General features: G+C 40.7%; 14 protein-coding genes and 1 riboswitch. Of the genes, 4 read left to right on the top strand and 10 right to left on the bottom strand.

The window, feature by feature from the left end:
* Positions 1–83 precede the first annotated feature (83 nt).
* A complete protein-coding gene (gene rpoB / locus HMPREF2810_RS04225) occupies positions 84–3,698 on the bottom strand; it encodes a DNA-directed RNA polymerase subunit beta (protein ID WP_010712913.1) in 3,615 nt (1,204 codons plus the stop codon).
* A gap of 419 nt (positions 3,699–4,117) precedes the next feature.
* Positions 4,118–4,333: a zinc ribbon domain-containing protein gene (locus tag HMPREF2810_RS04220; protein ID WP_002354768.1), complete on the bottom strand. Its 216-nt coding sequence runs from the start codon at positions 4,331–4,333 to the stop codon at positions 4,118–4,120.
* Between the two features lie 138 nt (positions 4,334–4,471).
* On the opposite strand from HMPREF2810_RS04220, the gene HMPREF2810_RS04215 reads away from it, so the two are divergent.
* Positions 4,472–5,464 carry a biotin--[acetyl-CoA-carboxylase] ligase gene (locus tag HMPREF2810_RS04215; RefSeq protein ID WP_002383166.1) on the top strand — a complete coding sequence of 331 codons (993 nt, stop codon included), beginning with the start codon at positions 4,472–4,474 and terminating at the stop codon, positions 5,462–5,464.
* Between the two features lie 225 nt (positions 5,465–5,689).
* On the opposite strand, the gene HMPREF2810_RS04210 is transcribed toward HMPREF2810_RS04215, so the two are convergent.
* From HMPREF2810_RS04210 to HMPREF2810_RS15990, 3 genes are read right to left on the bottom strand one after another with little or no spacing between them, the layout of a single operon-like run.
* Positions 5,690–6,130 (bottom strand): RloB family protein, encoded by a 441-nt coding sequence (locus HMPREF2810_RS04210; protein WP_002383165.1) that lies wholly within the window; start codon positions 6,128–6,130, stop codon positions 5,690–5,692.
* Positions 6,131–6,138: 8 nt separating this feature from the next.
* A complete protein-coding gene (locus tag HMPREF2810_RS04205; RefSeq protein WP_002383164.1) occupies positions 6,139–7,434 on the bottom strand; it encodes an AAA family ATPase in 1,296 nt (431 codons plus the stop codon).
* A gap of 25 nt (positions 7,435–7,459) precedes the next feature.
* A complete protein-coding gene (locus tag HMPREF2810_RS15990; RefSeq protein WP_002383163.1) occupies positions 7,460–7,594 on the bottom strand; it encodes a hypothetical protein in 135 nt (44 codons plus the stop codon).
* A gap of 43 nt (positions 7,595–7,637) precedes the next feature.
* A riboswitch (M-box (ykoK) riboswitch) is annotated at positions 7,638–7,804 on the top strand.
* 91 nt (positions 7,805–7,895) lie between these two features.
* Between HMPREF2810_RS15990 and HMPREF2810_RS04195 the strand changes: the two genes are divergently transcribed.
* Positions 7,896–9,512, top strand: a complete 1,617-nt coding sequence (locus HMPREF2810_RS04195) for a phosphatase PAP2/LCP family protein (protein WP_010715485.1) — start codon at positions 7,896–7,898, stop codon at positions 9,510–9,512.
* A gap of 248 nt (positions 9,513–9,760) precedes the next feature.
* Here the strand turns inward: HMPREF2810_RS04195 and HMPREF2810_RS04190 are convergent, their stop codons facing one another.
* The 5 genes from HMPREF2810_RS04190 to pplA all read right to left on the bottom strand — a co-directional run bounded on the left by HMPREF2810_RS04190 (position 9,761) and on the right by pplA (position 16,710).
* Positions 9,761–12,763, bottom strand: coding sequence for a WxL domain-containing protein (locus tag HMPREF2810_RS04190; RefSeq protein WP_002383161.1), 3,003 nt, complete (start codon positions 12,761–12,763; stop codon positions 9,761–9,763).
* Complete coding sequence (locus HMPREF2810_RS04185; RefSeq protein ID WP_002383160.1) at positions 12,750–13,112, bottom strand: LPXTG cell wall anchor domain-containing protein; 363 nt, start codon at positions 13,110–13,112, stop codon at positions 12,750–12,752. The genes HMPREF2810_RS04190 and HMPREF2810_RS04185 overlap by 14 nt, the downstream gene beginning before the upstream one ends.
* Positions 13,113–13,497: 385 nt before the next feature.
* Positions 13,498–14,445, bottom strand: a complete 948-nt coding sequence (gene menA, locus HMPREF2810_RS04180) for a 1,4-dihydroxy-2-naphthoate polyprenyltransferase (RefSeq protein ID WP_002383158.1) — start codon at positions 14,443–14,445, stop codon at positions 13,498–13,500.
* 13 nt (positions 14,446–14,458) lie between these two features.
* Positions 14,459–15,526 carry an FAD:protein FMN transferase gene (locus HMPREF2810_RS04175; RefSeq protein WP_002354751.1) on the bottom strand — a complete coding sequence of 356 codons (1,068 nt, stop codon included), beginning with the start codon at positions 15,524–15,526 and terminating at the stop codon, positions 14,459–14,461.
* Positions 15,527–15,780: 254 nt separating this feature from the next.
* Positions 15,781–16,710 (bottom strand): extracellular electron transfer flavoprotein PplA, encoded by a 930-nt coding sequence (pplA, locus tag HMPREF2810_RS04170; protein WP_002367507.1) that lies wholly within the window; start codon positions 16,708–16,710, stop codon positions 15,781–15,783.
* Between the two features lie 277 nt (positions 16,711–16,987).
* On the opposite strand from pplA, the gene HMPREF2810_RS04165 reads away from it, so the two are divergent.
* Together HMPREF2810_RS04165 and HMPREF2810_RS04160 are read left to right on the top strand one after the other, a co-directional pair.
* Entirely contained in the window at positions 16,988–18,934 is a 1,947-nt protein-coding gene (locus tag HMPREF2810_RS04165) for an NAD(P)/FAD-dependent oxidoreductase (protein ID WP_002354747.1), read from the top strand.
* 215 nt (positions 18,935–19,149) lie between these two features.
* The gene (locus HMPREF2810_RS04160; protein WP_002354745.1) at positions 19,150–19,572 is read left to right on the top strand and encodes a NusG domain II-containing protein; all 423 of its coding nucleotides are present in this window, start codon (positions 19,150–19,152) and stop codon (positions 19,570–19,572) included.

The raw sequence follows: 19,572 nt of genomic DNA, 5'->3' as shown, positions 1-19,572 counted from the left end.
TGACGACACTTGGAACAAGTAATGGCTTGCGCAGTTGCAACAAAGTCGCAGTTGAATCAACTCATCAGAGTGGTAGCGACAAATTAGTCTCTGTCTTCGGCTGTTTCAATTTCTTGAACAACGTCTTGTGCTTCTTCTTTCACGACTGATTCTGCTTCTTTTTCCAGCTGTTTCGCTGATTGTTGTTCCGCAAATTTGGTTAGTGCGTCAACGGTGATTAAATCATCATCGTCATCGTCCATATCGCGTAACTCAATCTCAGCTTCCTCAATGTCCAAGACACGCATGTCTAAACCAAGTGATTGTAATTCTTTCACTAATACTCGGAATGATTCAGGCACACCTGGTTTTGGAATTGGTTCACCTTTAACGATGGCTTCGTATGTTTTCACACGTCCGACAACGTCATCAGATTTGTAAGTTAAGATTTCTTGTAATGTGTAAGCAGCACCGTAAGCTTCCAGTGCCCAAACTTCCATTTCCCCGAAACGTTGTCCACCGAATTGAGCTTTACCACCCAACGGTTGTTGCGTAACAAGAGAGTAAGGTCCGATTGAACGAGCATGCAATTTGTCATCAACCATGTGGGCTAATTTAATCATATACATGACACCAACGGAAATACGGTTATCAAATGGTTCACCTGTACGTCCATCGTAAAGAACTGTTTTAGCATCGCTAGCCATACCAGCTTCACGAACAGTTTCCCAAACGTCTTCATCGGTTGCCCCATCGAAAACAGGTGTTGCGACGTGAATACCTAATTGGCGAGCAGCCATACCTAAGTGTAATTCAAGTACTTGTCCGATATTCATACGAGAAGGTACCCCTAATGGGTTCAACATGATATCAACAGGTGTTCCGTCAGGTAAGAATGGCATATCTTCTTCCGGCATAATACGGGAAACAACCCCTTTATTTCCGTGACGTCCCGCCATTTTATCTCCTTCGTGAATTTTACGTTTTTGAACGATATAGACACGAACTAACATGTTGACACCTGGTGATAATTCATCGCCAGCTTCACGAGTAAAGATTTTCACATCATGAACGATACCGCCGCCACCGTGAGGTACACGGAGAGACGTATCACGAACTTCGCGGGCTTTTTCCCCGAAGATTGCGTGTAATAAACGTTCTTCTGCAGATAATTCTGTAACCCCTTTAGGTGTGACTTTCCCAACTAGTAAGTCGCCATCTTGAACTTCAGCACCAATGCGGATAATCCCCATTTCGTCTAAGTCTTTCAACGCGTCTTCCCCAACGTTTGGAATTTCACGGGTAATTTCTTCAGGTCCTAATTTTGTATCACGTGCTTCTGATTCATATTCTTCAATATGCACAGAAGTGTAGACATCGTCTTTAACTAAACGACGGCTCATGATAATGGCATCCTCGTAGTTGTAACCTTCCCATGTCATGAAGGCAACTAAGACGTTTTGCCCTAAAGCCATTTCGCCTTCTTCCATAGAAGGTCCATCCGCTAAAGTATCGCCTTTTTCAACTTTTTCACCTAAGTGAACAATTGGGCGTTGGTTGTAGCTTGTTCCTGAGTTAGAACGACGGAATTTCGTAACCATATATTTGTCTAATGCGCCATTGTCGCGACGAACGCGAATTTCTTTTGCATCGACGAATTCTACGACACCGTCATGTTTACATAGTAAAGCAGCACCTGAGTCATGGGCTGATTTATATTCCATACCTGTACCTACCCACGGAGAGCGTGGTTGAATTAACGGCACCGCTTGACGCTGCATGTTGGCACCCATCAAGGCACGGTTGGAGTCATCGTTTTCTAAGAAAGGAATACATGCTGTTGCGACTGCGACTACTTGTTTTGGTGAAACGTCCATGTAGTCAACTTTGTCTACAGCAACTTCTAAGTTTTCACTTTGTAGACGCGCCATAACAACATCATTGGCAAATGTGCCATCTTCATTTAAAACTGAGTTCGCTTGCGCTACGATATAATGGTCTTCGATGTCTGCTGTTAAGTAATCTACTTGATCAGTAACACGGCCTGTCGCACGATCAACACGGCGATAAGGCGTTTCGATGAAACCAAATTTATTCACTTTTGCGTAACTAGATAAACTATTGATCAACCCGATATTCGGTCCCTCAGGCGTTTCAATTGGACACATACGACCATAGTGAGAGTAGTGAACGTCACGAACTTCATAACCGGCACGGTCACGAGTCAAACCACCAGGCCCTAAGGCTGATAGACGACGTTTATGGGTTAACTCACCTAATGGGTTTGTTTGGTCCATGAACTGTGATAACTGTGAAGAACCAAAGAATTCTTTGATACTTGCTACCACTGGACGGATGTTAATTAATTGTTGTGGTGTCAATGTTTCTGTGTCTTGAATAGACATTCTTTCACGAACCACACGTTCCATACGGGCTAAACCAATACGGAATTGGTTTTGTAATAATTCGCCTACTGAACGGATACGACGATTACCTAAGTGGTCGATGTCATCGACATTGCCGATATCTTCCATTAAGTTGAAGAAGTAGCTCATTGAAGCAACGATATCTGCTGGACGAACTGTTTTGACGCTGTCGTCTGGATAGCCGTTACCAATCACATTTACGATACGTTCAGGATCTTTTGGTGAAAGAACTTGAATCACTTGAATCGTCATTGGTTCAGTTACTACCGCATCTTCACTTGGATAGTAAGTTACACTGTTTAAGCCGTTGTCAATGTATTCGCCTAATGTTTCCATGATTTGGTGTGTTAAAACCGTGCCTTTTTCGACAATGATTTCACCAGTTTCTGGATCAACTAGCGTTTCAGCTAAGGTTAAGTTTAATAGACGTGTTTTTAAGTCTAATTTTTTGTTAACTTTGTAGCGACCAACGTTTGCCAAATCATAACGTTTTGGATCAAAGAAACGTGCAGTTAACAAGCTACGTGAGCTATCTGCTGTTTTTGGTTCGCCTGGGCGAAGACGTTCATAAATGTCTTTCAAGCCTTCTTCTGTACGAGAATCACTTGCGTTTTTGTGTAAATCTTTTTCAATTGTGTTGCGTAAGCTTTCGCTGTCGCCGAAAATTTCGAAGATGGTATCATCTGAACCGAAACCTAAAGCACGAACTAACACAGTTAAAGGAATTTTACGTGTGCGGTCAATCCGAACATAAGAAATGTCTTTCGCATCTGTTTCCATTTCTAACCATGCACCACGGTTAGGAATGACTGTTGAGCCAAAACCTTCTTTGCCGTTTTTGTCCACTTTTCCATGGAAATAAACACCTGGAGAACGAACTAATTGGGAAACGATAACACGTTCTGCCCCGTTGATGATGAAGGTACCCATTTCTGTCATTAATGGGAAATCGCCGAAGAAGACTTCTTGGGATTTAATTTCACCTGTTTCACGGTTGGTTAAACGTAATGTTACATGTAATGGCGCAGAATAGTTGGCATCATGTGCGCGGGCTTCTTCTACTGTGTACTTTGGTTCTTTTAATTCATAGTCAACAAATTCTAAGGATAAGTTTCCTTGGAAATCATCAATTGGTAAAATGTCTTCAAACATTTCACGAAGTCCCTCATCTAAAAACCATTGATAAGAGTCTGTTTGGATTTCAATTAAATTTGGTAATTCCAATACTTCACTGATACGTGCGAAACTTCTACGTTCGCGATGCTTTCCGTATTTTACTACGTGTCCAGCCAAGCTCTTCACCCCTCTAGTTATAAGTCTATCAAAACACCGATCCGAAAAATTACATTTACGTTACATATATTAAATATATGTAACAAAAAGCATTTTTTGCAGTTTTTAAGCAAAAAAAAACCAAAAATAGAACATGCTTCCGAAAAATTTTCTGGCGTTTCTACTTTTGTTTTCCTATAAAAAACCGGAACGGACAATATTTCGCTCCTGCTTCGTCACTTTCAGATAGTTTTTGCTCTATAGATTCTACTACCTTTGTCTAGAAAAGTCAAGGGTTTCTTTAAGGTTTTCTTTTTCATAAAAAGGAGTTTTTTTGTAAAGGGTTTAAATGAAAAAAGGCGTAATAAATAATTACGCCTTTTCCCCTATCTTCCTATTCGCACACAAAAAAACGAATGCAAAGATGCATTCGTTTTTGACTAACCGCCACCTAATAAAAAGTCTAGGACATTCATGCCGCCGCTTGTTTGGCTACGGTAAAGTTCGGTGTAGCCGCATTGGGTACAGCTAATTGTAATAAATTTTTTATTTTGAACATCAAAAATTTTCGCAAAGTTCCCACCTGTTGCTTGAAATTGGTCCGACACATAGTGCATGTTGCCACATTTCTCACAAACATATTGTTGCTTTTCCATTCCCCTCACTCCTTCTCAATAAAACAAGTATAGCAAACGCCTGCTTCATTTTCCTCCATCCTAAGATGGATTTTTTCACTAGTTGACCAAGCCTTTTCCTTTCCGCTACAATAAGCATAACGAATCGGAGGAAAAAATATGTCGACAAAAAGCCAAGTCCTAACTTTATTGATGAAACAAACGCCCGCATTCCTTTCGGGCGAAGAGATGGCACAACGTCTATCCTTATCTCGCACAGCTATTTGGAAAGCGATTAATGAATTGAAAAAAGATGGCTATCAAATTACTAGCGTGCAAAACAAGGGGTATCGCCTTGAAAAATCAGATGTCCTTTCTGCAGAAGGCATTCAGTTGGCATTATGGCCACAAACACCGCCTTTAACAATTACCGTCCTAGAAACATCTGAATCTACCATGACCGATGCTAAGCGGGCGATTTTAGACCAGACGCCAGACAATACATTGATTGTTGCTGACATGCAAGAAATGCCGCGGGGCAGGTTCGGCCGGCCGTTTTTCGCTACGCCAGGTAAAGGGATTTACATGAGCATGGTGCTTCAACCGAACCAAAATTTTGAAGAAATCGCCCAATATACTGTGATTATGGCCGTAGCGGTCGCTCGAGCAATGGATGCTCTGGCAGGCGTTCACACAGAAATTAAATGGGTCAACGACCTTTATTTAAATGGCAAAAAAGTTTGCGGGATTTTGTCGGAAGCCATGAGCAATGTGGAAACAGGGCAAATTTCCAATGTTATCATCGGCATGGGGATTAATTTTTCAATTACAGAAACCGAATTTCCTGAGGACATTCGGCAGAAAGTGACTGCCCTTTTCCCAGATGGTGAACCGACGGCGTCGCGAAATGAACTAGTCGCCAACATTTGGAATCATTTTTATCAAATTTTAGACGAACGTTCAACGAAAGACTTTTTAGAAGAATACCGACAACGCTCCTTTGTGATTGGCAAAGACGTCGCTTTTACCCAAAACGGGCAAGACTTCCGCGGCGTTGCGACAACCATTAATGGAAACGGGGAATTGATTGTCCAGTTGCCTGATGGTACGTCCAAAACGTTGTCTTCTGGGGAAATTAGTTTGGACCAGATTGGTGAATGGCGTCGAGGATAAGTGGGGAAATTTAGAAAAAGAGCAAGAAAGCACCTGTCTAAATTTAAACAGATGCTTTCTTGCTCTTTAAAAATCAACTTCTTTTTGTGCTAACATTTCGCACAATTCTTTGGGGAAATTCGTATAGGGATTTTCATTTCTTCTAAAGGAGAAAACCAGTTTTTATTCGTATTCTGAAAAGCAATAGCTACTTTTTCTTCAAGATACTTACATACTTCTGCGCCTTTAAAATTTCGATAACTGTCTTTTAAATGCAGAACTTTCTCTAGTCATGTATCGATTGACTTCCTCAAAGTGAAGTAATAACCAGAGTTCAAAGCATTCATTTGAAAAAATTGTCTTGATTTCAGGACGATGTCGTTGTCCACATCTTACCGCGTTTTCAATCGATTCTGTGGTTTGTTCGCCCTTGTCATTCATAACATAAAACAAATCATAATTGTCTCGCTCCGCTTTTCCCATACTCCGAATACAGGAAACGGCGTATTCGACCAACGCCTCTCCTTGACGTCTACATGTTTTTACTTTGAGTTTACTTTTAATATTGACTGCAGAATATTTTCGTTTAATCAATCTAAGGTAAGCTTCTTCTGTTTCTCCTTCGCAAAAAATCATGACATTTGGTTTTAATTTCTTTCCTTTTTTTACCCTTTTTATTTTTGGCATACCAACTTCTACTCCTTTACCTTCACTGCCTGAACGATTTCACTTCGATCAATATGAGGAACACCACCAAACAGACCATTTAAATAACGGCGATAATATGTGATATCTCCGCGACCTTTTTTTGGGTCTGCTTCAAAGTCATACAAAGCGTATAATTCGCTGGCACCACGATAATTCTTATCTGTGAAGTAAATTTGATCCTTTCTCAATTGATTATCCATCAAATGAAGTTCATGGGAGGTCAAGATAAATTGTGTATTCGTCTCCATGGCATTGAACGCTTCTAACAATGTTCCTGACAACTCTTGATGAAACGCATCATCAAATTCATCAAAAACAAAAACTTTTTCTTCTGGATTAAATAAAATATTTAGCGCTAAGCCAATTAATTTTTTCGTCCCAGAAGATTCCAAATCATAATGAATACGTTCTTGTCCGACCACTTGATTCATTTCATCATATTGGTTATAAACAGAGTACAGCGAATACAGACTTTTCTTGACTCGACCAATTTCAATGGTCGGGTCTTTTTCTTGGATAATTCGTTCTAAAACAGCGTCTAATTTTTCTTGTTTCGAGTAATCTTCCTCTTTGTCTTTCACAGGAACTAGGTCAACCATGTTCATATCCGCAAGTTTCAAAAAGTTCAAGACTTTCTCTTTGTCTTTTTCATTGTTCAACCGTTCAATATTCCGTAAAGATCCATCAAAAATAACTAACTGATTGGCAAACCAACGAACGACATTCGTAGCGTGCTGATCATTTTTTGATTCCAGCGTATGGATAACTAACGAATTAGACTTAATTTGTGTTTGGTATTCTTGATATTTTTCTGGAAAAACGGAAGATTCCGCACCGTCTCTTTTAAAATAATAAACAAAATCATCCTGCGTTTTGTCATAAATTTCTAAAGATTCCTTAACTACTTCGCGCGCTGTGTTAGCTAACGAATAGCGATACAAGACACTGTCATTAATAAATTCAATGGTCATAACAGATGGACTTTGTTTAGTGAGAGGGTCTAACGCAAAAGGTTCATATAATAAAGCATCATTAATCGAAGCTTGTTCTCTTAAAACCAAAGTTTTTAACGCATTTAACCCACTCACTAAATTTGATTTTCCTGAACCATTTCCCCCAAAAACAATGGCACTCTTCAGTAACCTTAGTTTTTCTGGGTAATTTTTAGGCTTCACTTCGAAACGATTATTGACATACTTTCGTAAATACGCGCCTGTTTGTAGGGAAAGTGTTTGTTCCTCTTTAAAAGATAGAAGATTTTTGACTGTAAAATTAACTAGCATACTGTTCACCTCCTCGTTTTTTCATCTATTCTTTTATTATATCGTTAAAAGCAGATGCTGTAAAACGTTTTTCCGTTTTTAAAATCGATTTCCCAAAATAACGCTTTTCTCCCACACCTTTAAATTTATTTAAAAAACAATAAATTTTCTTAAACTTCATTGTGAGAACCGCTGCATAAATTCTATACTTCTAGCGTTAGATAAAATAACCTTGTTAGGTGAGGCTCCTATCCAAACATAGGCTATTGCGCAGAAATGTCGAAAGACACCAATGTGTAAAACAGGAATGGTCGAATTAAGGCTCTTCTAAAAATAGCTAAGAGAAATCTTTACGTTGGATAGTGCTAAAGCTCAGACGATGAGAACCGATTGGCTTGCTGTGTCCTGTTTAGTCGCAAGCGCTTATTTACGATCGATGCTGGCTTAGTCTACTCTTTCAAGGGAAAAAGAAAGGGATTCTCATGCAAACATCGAATAAAAAATTTCCACTTTATGCCCTAACAACGCTTGGTTTTACTTTCCTCACTTTGTTAGTGGCGGCTAGTCCAAATTGGTTTCAACAAATGGACGAAGCTATTTATCACATCAAATGGCAATTAAATGCCCCACTTTTAACAGCGGTCAATCTGTTAGCAAAAACTGCCACGATTGGACCAATGCTGCTATTCTTCTTATTATTGATGGTTTACCTTTTACGCAAAAAAGAAAAAATTCTAGCCTTTTGGGCTGTCAGTAACCTATTAGCTGTCGGCTTTTTAGGGAGCGTGTTTAAACATGTGGTGGGTCGGGCTCGACCAAACCTAGGCGCTTTAGCTGATCGAAGCTCTGCTAGCTTTCCCAGCGGACATTCATTATTAGCAATGGCGCTGGTCTGTACGATTTTGATCATTTTGGCCTATCTTCATGTCGAAAAAACCAAGGGCATCAAAATTTTCTTACTCACTTATTTAGTTTTGATTGTGTTAGGTCGCTTAATCTTACGCGTTCATTATCCTAGTGATGTCATCGCTGGGATGCTCCTAAGTTATAGCTGGGTCAACTTTTCATTTCAAATTGTTCAACGTTATTTGCCAGCACCTGAACCAGAGGAAGCAGAAGTACCGACACAACGCCGGCGCCGCCATTCTCGTAAAAGAAAAAGTTTATTCGTGGTCTTTAGTTTAACCCTTTTATTTTTAGGCACACTTTCTGTTTCCGCTTACGGCGTCAGCATGTATCGCAATTTGCAAAAAACAGCGAACACCATGTATAAACCAAGAAAATCTTCCACGAAGAGTCCCGATTTAGCCAAAGGGGAACCGGTTAGTTTCTTAATTATGGGAATTGCGAATGACTCAAAACGCAAAACCGATTACCGCTCCAACGCCTTAATGGTGGTTACAGTGAATAATCAATTACAAAAAACTACCATCACTAGCATCCCACGTGACTACTATGTGGAAATGGCTGGCACCAATGGCGAATACAATAAAATCAATGCGGCCCACGTTTTCGGTGGTGCCGATATGCAAATTAAAACGGTTGAAAATGTCTTGCACATCCCAATCAATCATTACTTTTCAATTGATATGGATGCTATGAAGGACCTTGGCGATGCGGTGGGCGGCGTCACTGTCGACAATGCCTTTGCTTTTGACGCTGAAGGGATTCATTATCCGAAAGGCAAACAACATTTAGGTGGCTGGGAAGCTTTACAATACGCGCGCATGCGTTACGAAGACCCCGAAGGCGACTATGGTCGTCAACGCCGCCAGCGAGAAGTTTTAATCGAATTAACCAACAAGTTACTTTCTTTTAACAGCTTGCTAAAATATCAAGAAATTCTGGACGTAATCGGCGAACATGGTGAAACCGACTTGTCCTTTGACCAAATGATGGCAATGCTAAAAAAATACACCCCCGCACTAAAAACAATCGAAACCGATCAATTGAAAGGCTACGATTATACTGGCGATGGCGTGACAGGAATTGAAGGTATTTCTTATCAACTGGTTGAAGAAAGCGAACGCCAACGTGTCGAAAATGCCATCAAAGAACAAATGAACCTCTCTACGAAAGACACTGAACAATCGCAATAACGACTAAAAAGCAGCGCCCCTTAATGAAAGGGGCGCTGCTCACTTTGTCTATCGCAGAAGCTTTAGCGAGTACGGTTATTTTTTATAAATCACTAAAAATCGCTACCGTCTTAAACGGCTCTACACCAGAGAGGTATGTTGTCGCATATCTCTCTTTTCATTGCTGTTATAGCACAACAACCCTAAAAAGACCATCAATAAAAAATACCCGAGCCTCCTATTTTTCTGAAGCTCGAGCATTTTTTTTTTTACGGTCCAGTCACTAAATTCCATGTGACTGCGGCTTGGTATTGTTGACCAGTCATGCCTTGACTAGCTGGTACTTCTAGTTTGATATTATCAAATACGAAATCTAGCTGATAGACATTACTGCCAGTAAATTGTTGGTTGGCAACGATGTTCGTAGCCGTGTTATTTGCCGTTAAGTTAATAACCTTGGTGGTGCCAATCGTGTTTTTCAACTCCGTTGGTTGATTGTAATTGGAAAAACTTGAAACAGGAGCTGCACCTAGTAATAGGCGGGTCGCTGTTGGCAAGCTGTCTGTAGCTGATTTTGGTTGAGACAGTTGTGCCGTTAAGCTCCAATTCGGTTGGGTTTTCTTAATTCGCAGATAGGGATTGCGTGTGCCGTTGCCGTAGTAATCAGCGGCTTTCTTCAGGCCATGCTGTTGTGTATTTCCCGCAATCCCTATCTGACCAAAATTGAAAGTTGGCACACTGATGAATCCCTCTGTCGTTGGTGTAACAATCGCCTGATCATTGTCTTTCACACGAACAGTTGCTGAAGCAGAAATGCCACTGTAATTCCCACTGGTGGTAATCCCTGCACGCAAGACTTGTCCCGCTATGCCCGTCGCTTTGGTAGTGAACTGAACCGTGGCAGATTTCCCTACTGGGATGTCAGTCCCTAAGCTAACGCCATTAGTCCAAGTAGTCGCTGTGACTGGGACGGTTTTTGCCGTGCCGCCAACTGGTGTCACGATCATGGCAGTTGGTGCTGCTAAGCCAGTTGTCCAAGCCGTTGATTTCTTGATGGTCGCCGTGGTTAACGGGGCTTGGCTTGTATTGGTAATCGTAGCGCGCCATGTGACGTTGCCGCCGCTAGTTACTGTTTCAGCTGTAGTGCGTGTTAAAGTAACACTCGCTTTTGGCACTTCCTCTTTATACACCGCCGTCATATCGTCATTGCCATCAAAGGTTGTGTTATATGTTGGCGTCGTACTTGTTGTCAATGTGTTTGGTTTGGTTTTACCTTTGTACCAACCTTGGAAAGTATAGGTTTTGCCGCCAGCTGAATAACTAGCTGGCAAGGCTTTCGCCGCTGTATACTTGAAGGTGTCGCTAGTCATCGGAATCTGGTTACCTTGCGTGAACCCTGTTGGCGCTGTGATTTTGGTGCCCGTGGTATCGACGAAGTTTTCGGTGACCTTGCGATTGGTTAGATAGTAGTAGACGGGTTTATCTAATGTAGAATAGGTTCCTTTGGTTGCTACAGTAGCCGGATTATAGACAACCTCTCGCAAATAAGCAGGTACTTGAACATCTGCTGGGGCTGCCGGTGTTGTTTGATTAAAAACAAACGATTGACTTCCACTTTTCTTTAACTCAAACCATTTAGAAACAGATTTATCTGTACCTTCAACAATTGGAATTGTGGAATTATTATCTTGAACACTAGGAAACGGGTATGCCACATCAAAAGTACCACTCTTGTTATAAACGCTCATTTTTTCATAGTATTTTGGCAGTGCAAATGTTAAATTAGCCGCACTGTATTGTGAACTTCGTCCACTCATTATCTCAAGAGACTGTGCCGGATAAACAATTTCTTTCAAGTTGTTTTTGGTCGGCGCAACTTGACCTTTTTCAAGATTGATTGTTTTCCAGTCAGCAACATTAGTGCCCAGTACTTCGCCATACCAATTATCATAGGTCAAGCCAACTTTGGAAGCATCGACTTGCTTACCTGATTCGTCTACGAATCCGAATTGATAGGTAATAGCTGGAAAATCAAATGCTTCTATTTCCTCATAGACCACATTCAAATCGTCATTGTCATCATACGTCACCCCATAACTTGGTGTCTTCGTCGTTTTTAAAGTCGCTGGTTTGGTTTTGCCTTTGTACCAGCCTTTGAACTTGTAAGTTTTGCCGCCTGCCTTGTACGTATCCGGCAAGGCTTTGGCACTGGTATACGTGAAGTCATTGCTCGTAATACTTGTTTGTTGCCCTTGAGTGAAACCACTTGGCGGTGTGATTTTAGCGCCCGTGGCATCGACGAAGTTTTCGGTGACTTTTTTATAAGTAGTTGTTAAGTCAATATCTTGTTGCGCAGCAATATACGTTAAACTAGCCTGTTTTGACTCATAAGTTGCCCTTAATTCCGCTGCAAAGCTTGCTGAATAGTATTTATTCCATACCTGATACAACGGTTGCTGAAGGGTATAGCTATTATTTGTTTTGACTAATTTGATATTATATGGGTACCCTGCTATACTATATGGCCAATATCGGTTATATATTCCTGAATTTGCTACTTCAATAGTGTCAATATATTTGGGCACTGTCAGAACAGGATCCTTCAAATAATATACGACCATATCTCCCCAATAATGAAAATAATTAACGTTTAGAGTTTGACTAGGTATTAATATATCCAGCCCTGTAGTTGTCGGTACATTTGACACCGGTATTATTTTATCTCCACGAGAGGCCAAATTAGACAAATTCGTAGATTGCCCCCATGTATCTAATCCCATCTCAGAAGTTAATTGAAAATCTGCCATATTTAAAGACGTTTTATTTTCCGAAGCAATATTAATGCTAAAACGATATTCTGGCACTGTATAGCTTTGATTTTTTGTTGGAAAAGAATTTGACTCCGATTCGAACCATGTAGAAAGTTCTGATACTTTGCCAGCTTCTTTTACCCCAACCGCTCGTTCCAAACGAACGGTTGGCAAAGTTTCCACTTCTTTTTGCTCCGCTTTCACTGGCGTGTCTTCCTTCTTTTCTACCTCCACTTCTGCTTGTTTCTCTGTTTTCTGTGTTACTTCTTCTCGACTTGTTTCAGTCATTGTTTCTTGCGTTTCACTACTTGCTTGCGTTTCTTCCTTGACGCTACTTTCAGCGGTCGGACTACTTTCAATCGTCACGGTTTCCGCAACTGCCGTCACGCCCGAAAAGGCATTCACTAGCAAAGAACTACATAAGCCAATAGCTGCAAGACGTTGCCATTTATTTCGCTTCATGTCGTCCCCTCTTTCTATGTACCATTCCGACAAGGCCAATTAAGACCAAGCCGAGAATGCTAAGATTTGCCTGACTCTTGCTCCCTGTACGAGGGAGCGTTGAGCCAGTTGTGGTGGTCTGTGTCGAACCACCACTTCGTTGATCTCCTTGCGGAGGACCAGCTGGTTCCTTGGGATCAGTAGCTGGCGCATCTGTTTTCGGCGGGGCATCTTTAGGAGCGGGTGTTGTCGGATTTTGGTAAAATTCAATCCCCACCGAACTAGAACCACCATCAGACGCTTCAACATTTATAAAAAAACTAGGGGAAAATAGTAGACACACAATCATTAAATAACGCTTTTTTTTCATTTTAAAACCTCCTTTTAAATCAACAACAGATTTGAACTTGTGTTTATCGAATGCTCAAACAACCTTTTTTCATACCTCTATAATAACAAAGAACCCCCCTTTAGAAATTGACGATTTTTACGCACTCCATGTGAATTTTTTGAATTATAGCGATAGAACAGCGTTTAAAGACATGTTATTTAATTATCAACCAATAGGAATGTTGTTTCCCACCTGTTTTTCCCTGAAATCACGCCTTTAAAGTTTAATTTTTTGTTCTCTTTAACGAGAAAAGCTCAAAATGTTAGTGTTGACCACTAACGTTTTGAGCTTTTCTTAACTATTTTGAAGAAACTTCTTGAAAAAAAACAAGATTTTTTTCGCATTCTTCGCACTTTTTTAGGTTTCAACCAATCAAAGCGCTAATTAATAGCCCTAAGGCATAGGTACCATTGAAAACCAGTAAGTTTTTAATGGAATGACGGAAACTTTTCGGCTGCGGCAATTCTTGTTTAAACGTTTGAATATTTTTCCAAATGACTGGCAGAGTGGCAAACGTGATTAACACCGGCCATTGATAAATACCACTAATGAAGCCGAATAAAATCACCAGATACCCAGCTAACGCTAACACTTGAAACAGCACAATCCCCGCTGGGCGCCCGATATAATAGACTAACGTATAACGGTGGTTCTCAATATCCGTATCTAAGTCCCGTAAATTGTTGGCGAGCATGATGTTAGCAATCGAACAGACCAAGGGCAAGGAAGCCACGACAATCGCAAGCACCGCCCAGAGATTGCCGTCTAAGCGAAAGGCGCCACTGGCGAAATCAACCGTTAAGTAAAACGGCGGCTGGGTGACCACGTTCAAGTAAACCGTTAAGACGAAGATACCTAAGCCCATCGTGAAGCCACTGAAAATTTCTCCCAAGGGCATGCGGGATAACGGAATCGGTCCATACGTGTAGAAAATACCGATGAAGCAGCAAATCCCCCCTAACACAAGGAAGAGCCAACCGGTTTGAACCGTTAAGTACGCACCCACAACGGCAGTGAAGGCAATCATGGCGAAAATCATGTTGCGGACCAGTTGTGGTGAAACGCCTGATTGTCCGATAATATTTTCTTCATATTTATAGACGTCCGATTTGGCTTTTTTGAAGTCCATGTAATTATTAATGGCGGTGGTGGCCATATCAAAGACCACCATGCCAATGAAGAAAACCAGCGTGTTGCCCCACTGAACTTCCCCGAAATAGGTCATTGAAAACAAAACCCCGATGATAAAGGGAAAGAGACTGGCTAGCTTCGTCTGAATTTCCACTACTTTTAAAAACACATTTAAAGACATTTTTGGTCGCTCCTTATTTCAAATCGGCCCGATTCCCCATCGTATAGCCAGAGTCTTTGCCGATTTCAAAGTTGCCTTCGATATCTTTGCTGATGTAGACTTTGTCGTCTTTTGTGACGAAAATGGCATCGGTTCCTTTCAGACTTTCGACATATTCTAGTCCTTTTTTGACGCCCATTGAGAAGACGGCTGTTGAGAGACCATCACCATCGATGGATTTGTCGGTGATAATGGTGACACCCGCGATGTCGTTATCAAACGGATAGCCAGTTTCACGATCGAAGAGATGGTGGTACGTTTTACCATCGACTTTTAAGTAGCGTTCATAAATTCCTGATGTGACTAAGGTTTTGTTGCTTTCTTTGACTTGACCTAAAACAGTGTTGCGGGCTTTATTCGGATCTTGAATCCCAACTGTCCAGTCCATGTCTTTGCCACGTGGGCTGTGTCCTAAGACGTAAACATTCCCGCCTAAATCGACGATAGCGGTGGTAACGCCGTTGTCTTTCAGAACTTTCACGACTTCATCAGTGATGAAGCCTTTGGCAATTGCGCCTAAATCCAATTGCATGCCTTTTTCTTCAAGGTAAACGGTTTGCTCTTTGTCGTTGAATTTGACTTTCGTGTAATCGACAAGTTTCAAGGCTTGATCAATTTCGGCTTGGCTTGGTTTGCGGGCATCATCGAAGCCAATGTGCCACATAGAAGTGATTGGGCCAATTGCCATGTCGAAGCCGCCGCGGGAGTCTTTGCTATATTCATAGGCTTTTTTCAACAAAGGATACAGGTCATCTGAGACTTTGACTGGTTTCACGCCTGCTTCTTGGTTGATTTCATCAATTTCTGAACCTGGTTGGTTGACGGTGATTTTATCGCCTAGTTCTTTGACACGGGCAAAAGCTTTCGGTAAGACGTCTTCTTTGCCATCATCGTAGATGCGAATTTGAACGTAGGTACCAAGCATTGTTTGACGGTCAGAGTATGGTTCTGTATTAATTTTCGCTTCTGGTTTTGAGGAACAAGCAGCTGCCACAAACAGCACTGCTAGAACACTCACCATGAGCAGAAGTTTCTTTTTCATAGGATTCCCTCTTCTTTCCTTCTTTAATTAAAAAATAAGTTCTCTTGCATAGTAGCCTTTTTTGGAAAAAATGAAAAGTCTTTCTCTTGGAAATTCACAAATTTCTGTGAAAAAAATTTGTGAAATGATGGACAGAACTAGCGAAGAAAAAGGGGCGGGAAAGTCAGCTAACCGACTTTTCCCAACCCCTCAATGGTGCTAAGTAATTGCTGAAAAGCATTTCAGGAACTACTTCACGATTCATTTATTTCTAATTATTTTGTTACGATGTTGTCAACAACGATTTCAGTTGTGTCGCCTTTTTCAGCAGCGTTCACTAATTGTTGTGCGTAGTTGATGAATGAATGTGTGCTGTGTGTTGCACCAGTTACCACTTCAACACCTGCAGGTGAGCCGTCTTCTTCGCCCATTGCTTTAACAAATTCTTTGTTTAATGTTTCGATATATTCTTTTGGTCCAACGCCAGTAACGTCTTTCATTTTGCTTTCGTATTCAGTGTCATCTTTTTTAGATTTGCCGTCAGCGTTCACGTTATCGTAGTTAGATTCAGTCACTTTACCATCTTTCACAGTCATTGAGAATGTTGTGTGGTAGCCGTTTGAGTCATTTTTTTCTTTCAATGAGTACGTACCATCTTTCAATGTTGCCCCATTGTCGATTTCGATTGTGTCTGTGTTACCAGCTTGTGCTGCTTGGATTAATTGTTGTGCGTAGTTTTGGAATGATTCAGATGAATGAGTCGCACCGGTTACTACTTCCACACCGCTTGCGCTTTGTGCTTTAACAAAAGAATCGTTTAATTGTTTGATGTATTCTTTTGGTCCAACACCAGATTTTGCTTTCATGCTTTCTTCATACTTAGTGTCTTCTGTTTTAGATTTGCCGTCAGCATTGATGTTGTCATATTTAGATTCAGTGATTTTGCCGTCTTTTACAGTCATTTCAAAGACTGCACGGTAACCATTTTTTTCATTTTTTTCTTCTAATTTATACGTACCATCTTTTAAATCGCCACCGGCAACTTTTTTCGCTGGTGCTGATGATTCAGTTGATTTTTTCGTTTCTGAAGATGCTGCGCTAGAAGAGTTCGTTGTGTTGTCTTTCTTGTCTGCGCCACAGCCTGCTAATACTAAACTAAATAATGCAATTGCCGCAAAACCTTTAACAAATTTATTCACTTTCATTGATAGTCACCTTTTCTTTCATGATTTTCACAAACATTAAAAGTTTGTGATACATTACACATTATAATGGTTTTAAAAACGTTGTCAAGACCATCCCCTAAAAATATTTACATTTCGGTCTTTTTTTCATCAAAAACTCATCGTTGGAGTAAATTTGTTGACAATTAAAATTTATATTAGACAAATTCGTGAAATACTTATATAATGTTAGTCGATTGTGTACTTATTAATCATTATCACTATTTTACTACTTACAATATTAAGGAGCGGATTGTCAATGACAAAGCAAAATATTGTCGTTGTAGGTGCTGGGTATGCTGGCGTTTCAGCTACTAAATTTCTAGCAAAGAAATTTAAAAAAGATACGGACGTAACAATCACATTGATTGATCGCCATTCTTACCACACTATGATGACCGAATTGCATGAAGTAGCAGGCGGACGTGTTGAACCAGAAGCAATTCAATACGACTTACAACGTTTGTTCTCACGCAAGAAAAACGTAAAATTGGTAACAGATACTGTTACTGGGATCGACAAAGAAAACAAAGTTGTGAAAACTTTAGCAGGTTCTTATCCATTTGACCAGTTAATTCTGGGTATGGGTGGCGAACCAAATGACTTTGGAACACCAGGCGTGAAAGAAAATGGTTTCACCTTATGGTCATTTGATGATGCAGTGAAAATTCGTCATCACATTGAAGCAACCGTTGCTAAAGCAGCCATCGAACCAGATGCTGAAGTACGCAAAGCAATGTTAACATTCGTTGTCTGTGGTTCTGGTTTTACTGGGATCGAAATGGTCGGCGAATTAATCGACTGGAAAGATCGTTTAGCGAAAGATGCCAAAATTGATCCAGACGAAATTACATTAATGGTTGTTGAAGCAATGCCAACCATCTTAAACATGTTATCTCGTAACGATGCTGCCAAAGCAGAACGTTATCTAGAAAAGAAAAATGTTCAATTATTATTGAACTCACCAATCGTTGAAGTTGCAGCAGATCACATTAAATTAAAAGATGGTTCTGAAGTACCAACGCATACGTTAATCTGGACAGCTGGTGTGAAAGCAACTTCTGATGCCGCTGACTTTGGTTTAGAAGCAGCACGTGGTAGTCGTTTAGTTGCGAATGAATACATGCAAGCAAAAGGCTACGAAGACAAAAACATTTATATCATTGGTGACTTGGTTTATTACGAAGAAACACCAAATACACCAACTCCTCAAATCGTTCAAGCAGCTGAACAAACAGGTCATACTGCAGCTGCCAACATCGTTGCAGATATTAAAGGCGGCGAAAAACATGCCTTTAAAGGAAACTACCAAGGATTCATGGTTTCCATCGGCGCGAAATGGGGCGTTGCCAACTTATTCGATAAAATTCATTTGAGTGGTTTCTTAGCCATCATTATGAAACATATCGTTAACTTGAAATACTTCTTTGATATTCGTTCTGGTTACTACATGTTCCAATACATTATGCACGAAATCTTCCATATTAAAGATGATCGTTCTGTTGCTCGCGGACATACGTCTCGTTACGGCAATGTCTTGTGGAGTGTTCCGCTACGTGTCTTCTATGGTATGGTTTGGTTAGTCGAATCAATGAAGAAAATTGTCGGCAACGGCGATTACTTGAAACCAAGCACTTGGTTTGGTGACGGTTCTTGGTTCACAGATAAAGTCGTTTTCCCATTCCCTTGGTTACAAGAACAAGTAACAACAGGTGCTTCTCAAGCAACTGAAACAGCAACAACTGCTGCAAGTGGTGCGGCGGATGCGGCGGCAAGCGGTGGTGCCGATGCGGCAACACAAGCAGCGCACTTTGGGTTAAGCTACGCTTACGGCGAAACACCAATGCAAGTGTTTGATCACATGCCTAAATGGTTCGAAAGCGTAATGAAATTTATGATGCCAAACCAAGAAGTTGCTTTGTTCATGCAAAAATTCATGACAATCGTTGAAGTATGTATTGCTTTAGCATTGATTGCTGGTTTATTCACTTGGTTATCAAGTGCTGCTACAATTGGTTTAACAATTGCCTTCTGTTTATCTGGCATGTTCTATTGGGTAAATATCTGGTTTATCTTTGTCGCTTTTGCTTTGATGAACGGTTCAGGCCGTGCTGTCGGTTTAGACCGCTGGGTAATTCCATGGATTCAACGCAAACTTGGTAAAGCGTGGTATGGTACCCCGAAAGCTAGATACGGCGGTAAGTAAGCAATCGATCATCGATTGACAACTACGAGCAAAAGCTGAGACACATGTCTCCAGCTGACTATCATAGGATTTAGTATGTGGGACAGCAGTCAAGCATGACTTTTGTCCCACATATTTTCTTTTATAATATGGTGGCTCAACTGGAAAAGAATACTTCTTTTCCGTTCACTGTGTTATGATAGACAAGAAAAAAACACCAAAGGAGAGAGAAGAAAATGACGATCAAAGAATTCATTAAGAAAAGTCGCTTGAAAACATGGGACGTTATTATTATTGCTATTTTAGTTCTTGGTTCTTTTCTGCCCCTTGTTGTTTTTGCCATGCAAAACCGTGGTCAAGAAGCGGCTACGTATCAAGCAGTCTTGAAAGTAGACAACAAAGTAATCAAAGTCTTTGACTTAAAAAAGGACGGCCCGCATTATACATATAAATACGAAGCAAAAGACGGTGATTACAACCTGATTGAAGTAGATGGTGATCGTATCCGCGTGAAGGAAGCCAACTGTGCTGACTTAGTGGATGTTCGGCGAGGCTGGATTTCCAAACCTGGTGAAACCCCGATTGCCTGTCTACCCCACAATTTGTTTATCACCGTGGAAGCTTCTGATGGGAGTGAAGACGGTAGCTTAATTTATTAA

It is taken from the genome of Enterococcus sp. HMSC078F03 (genome assembly GCF_001811595.1).
In the GTDB taxonomy this organism is placed as follows: domain Bacteria; phylum Bacillota; class Bacilli; order Lactobacillales; family Enterococcaceae; genus Enterococcus; species Enterococcus faecalis.
The sequence above is the reverse complement of the archived record's forward strand: the minus strand, read 5'-3'. Positions and strand labels throughout refer to the sequence as shown.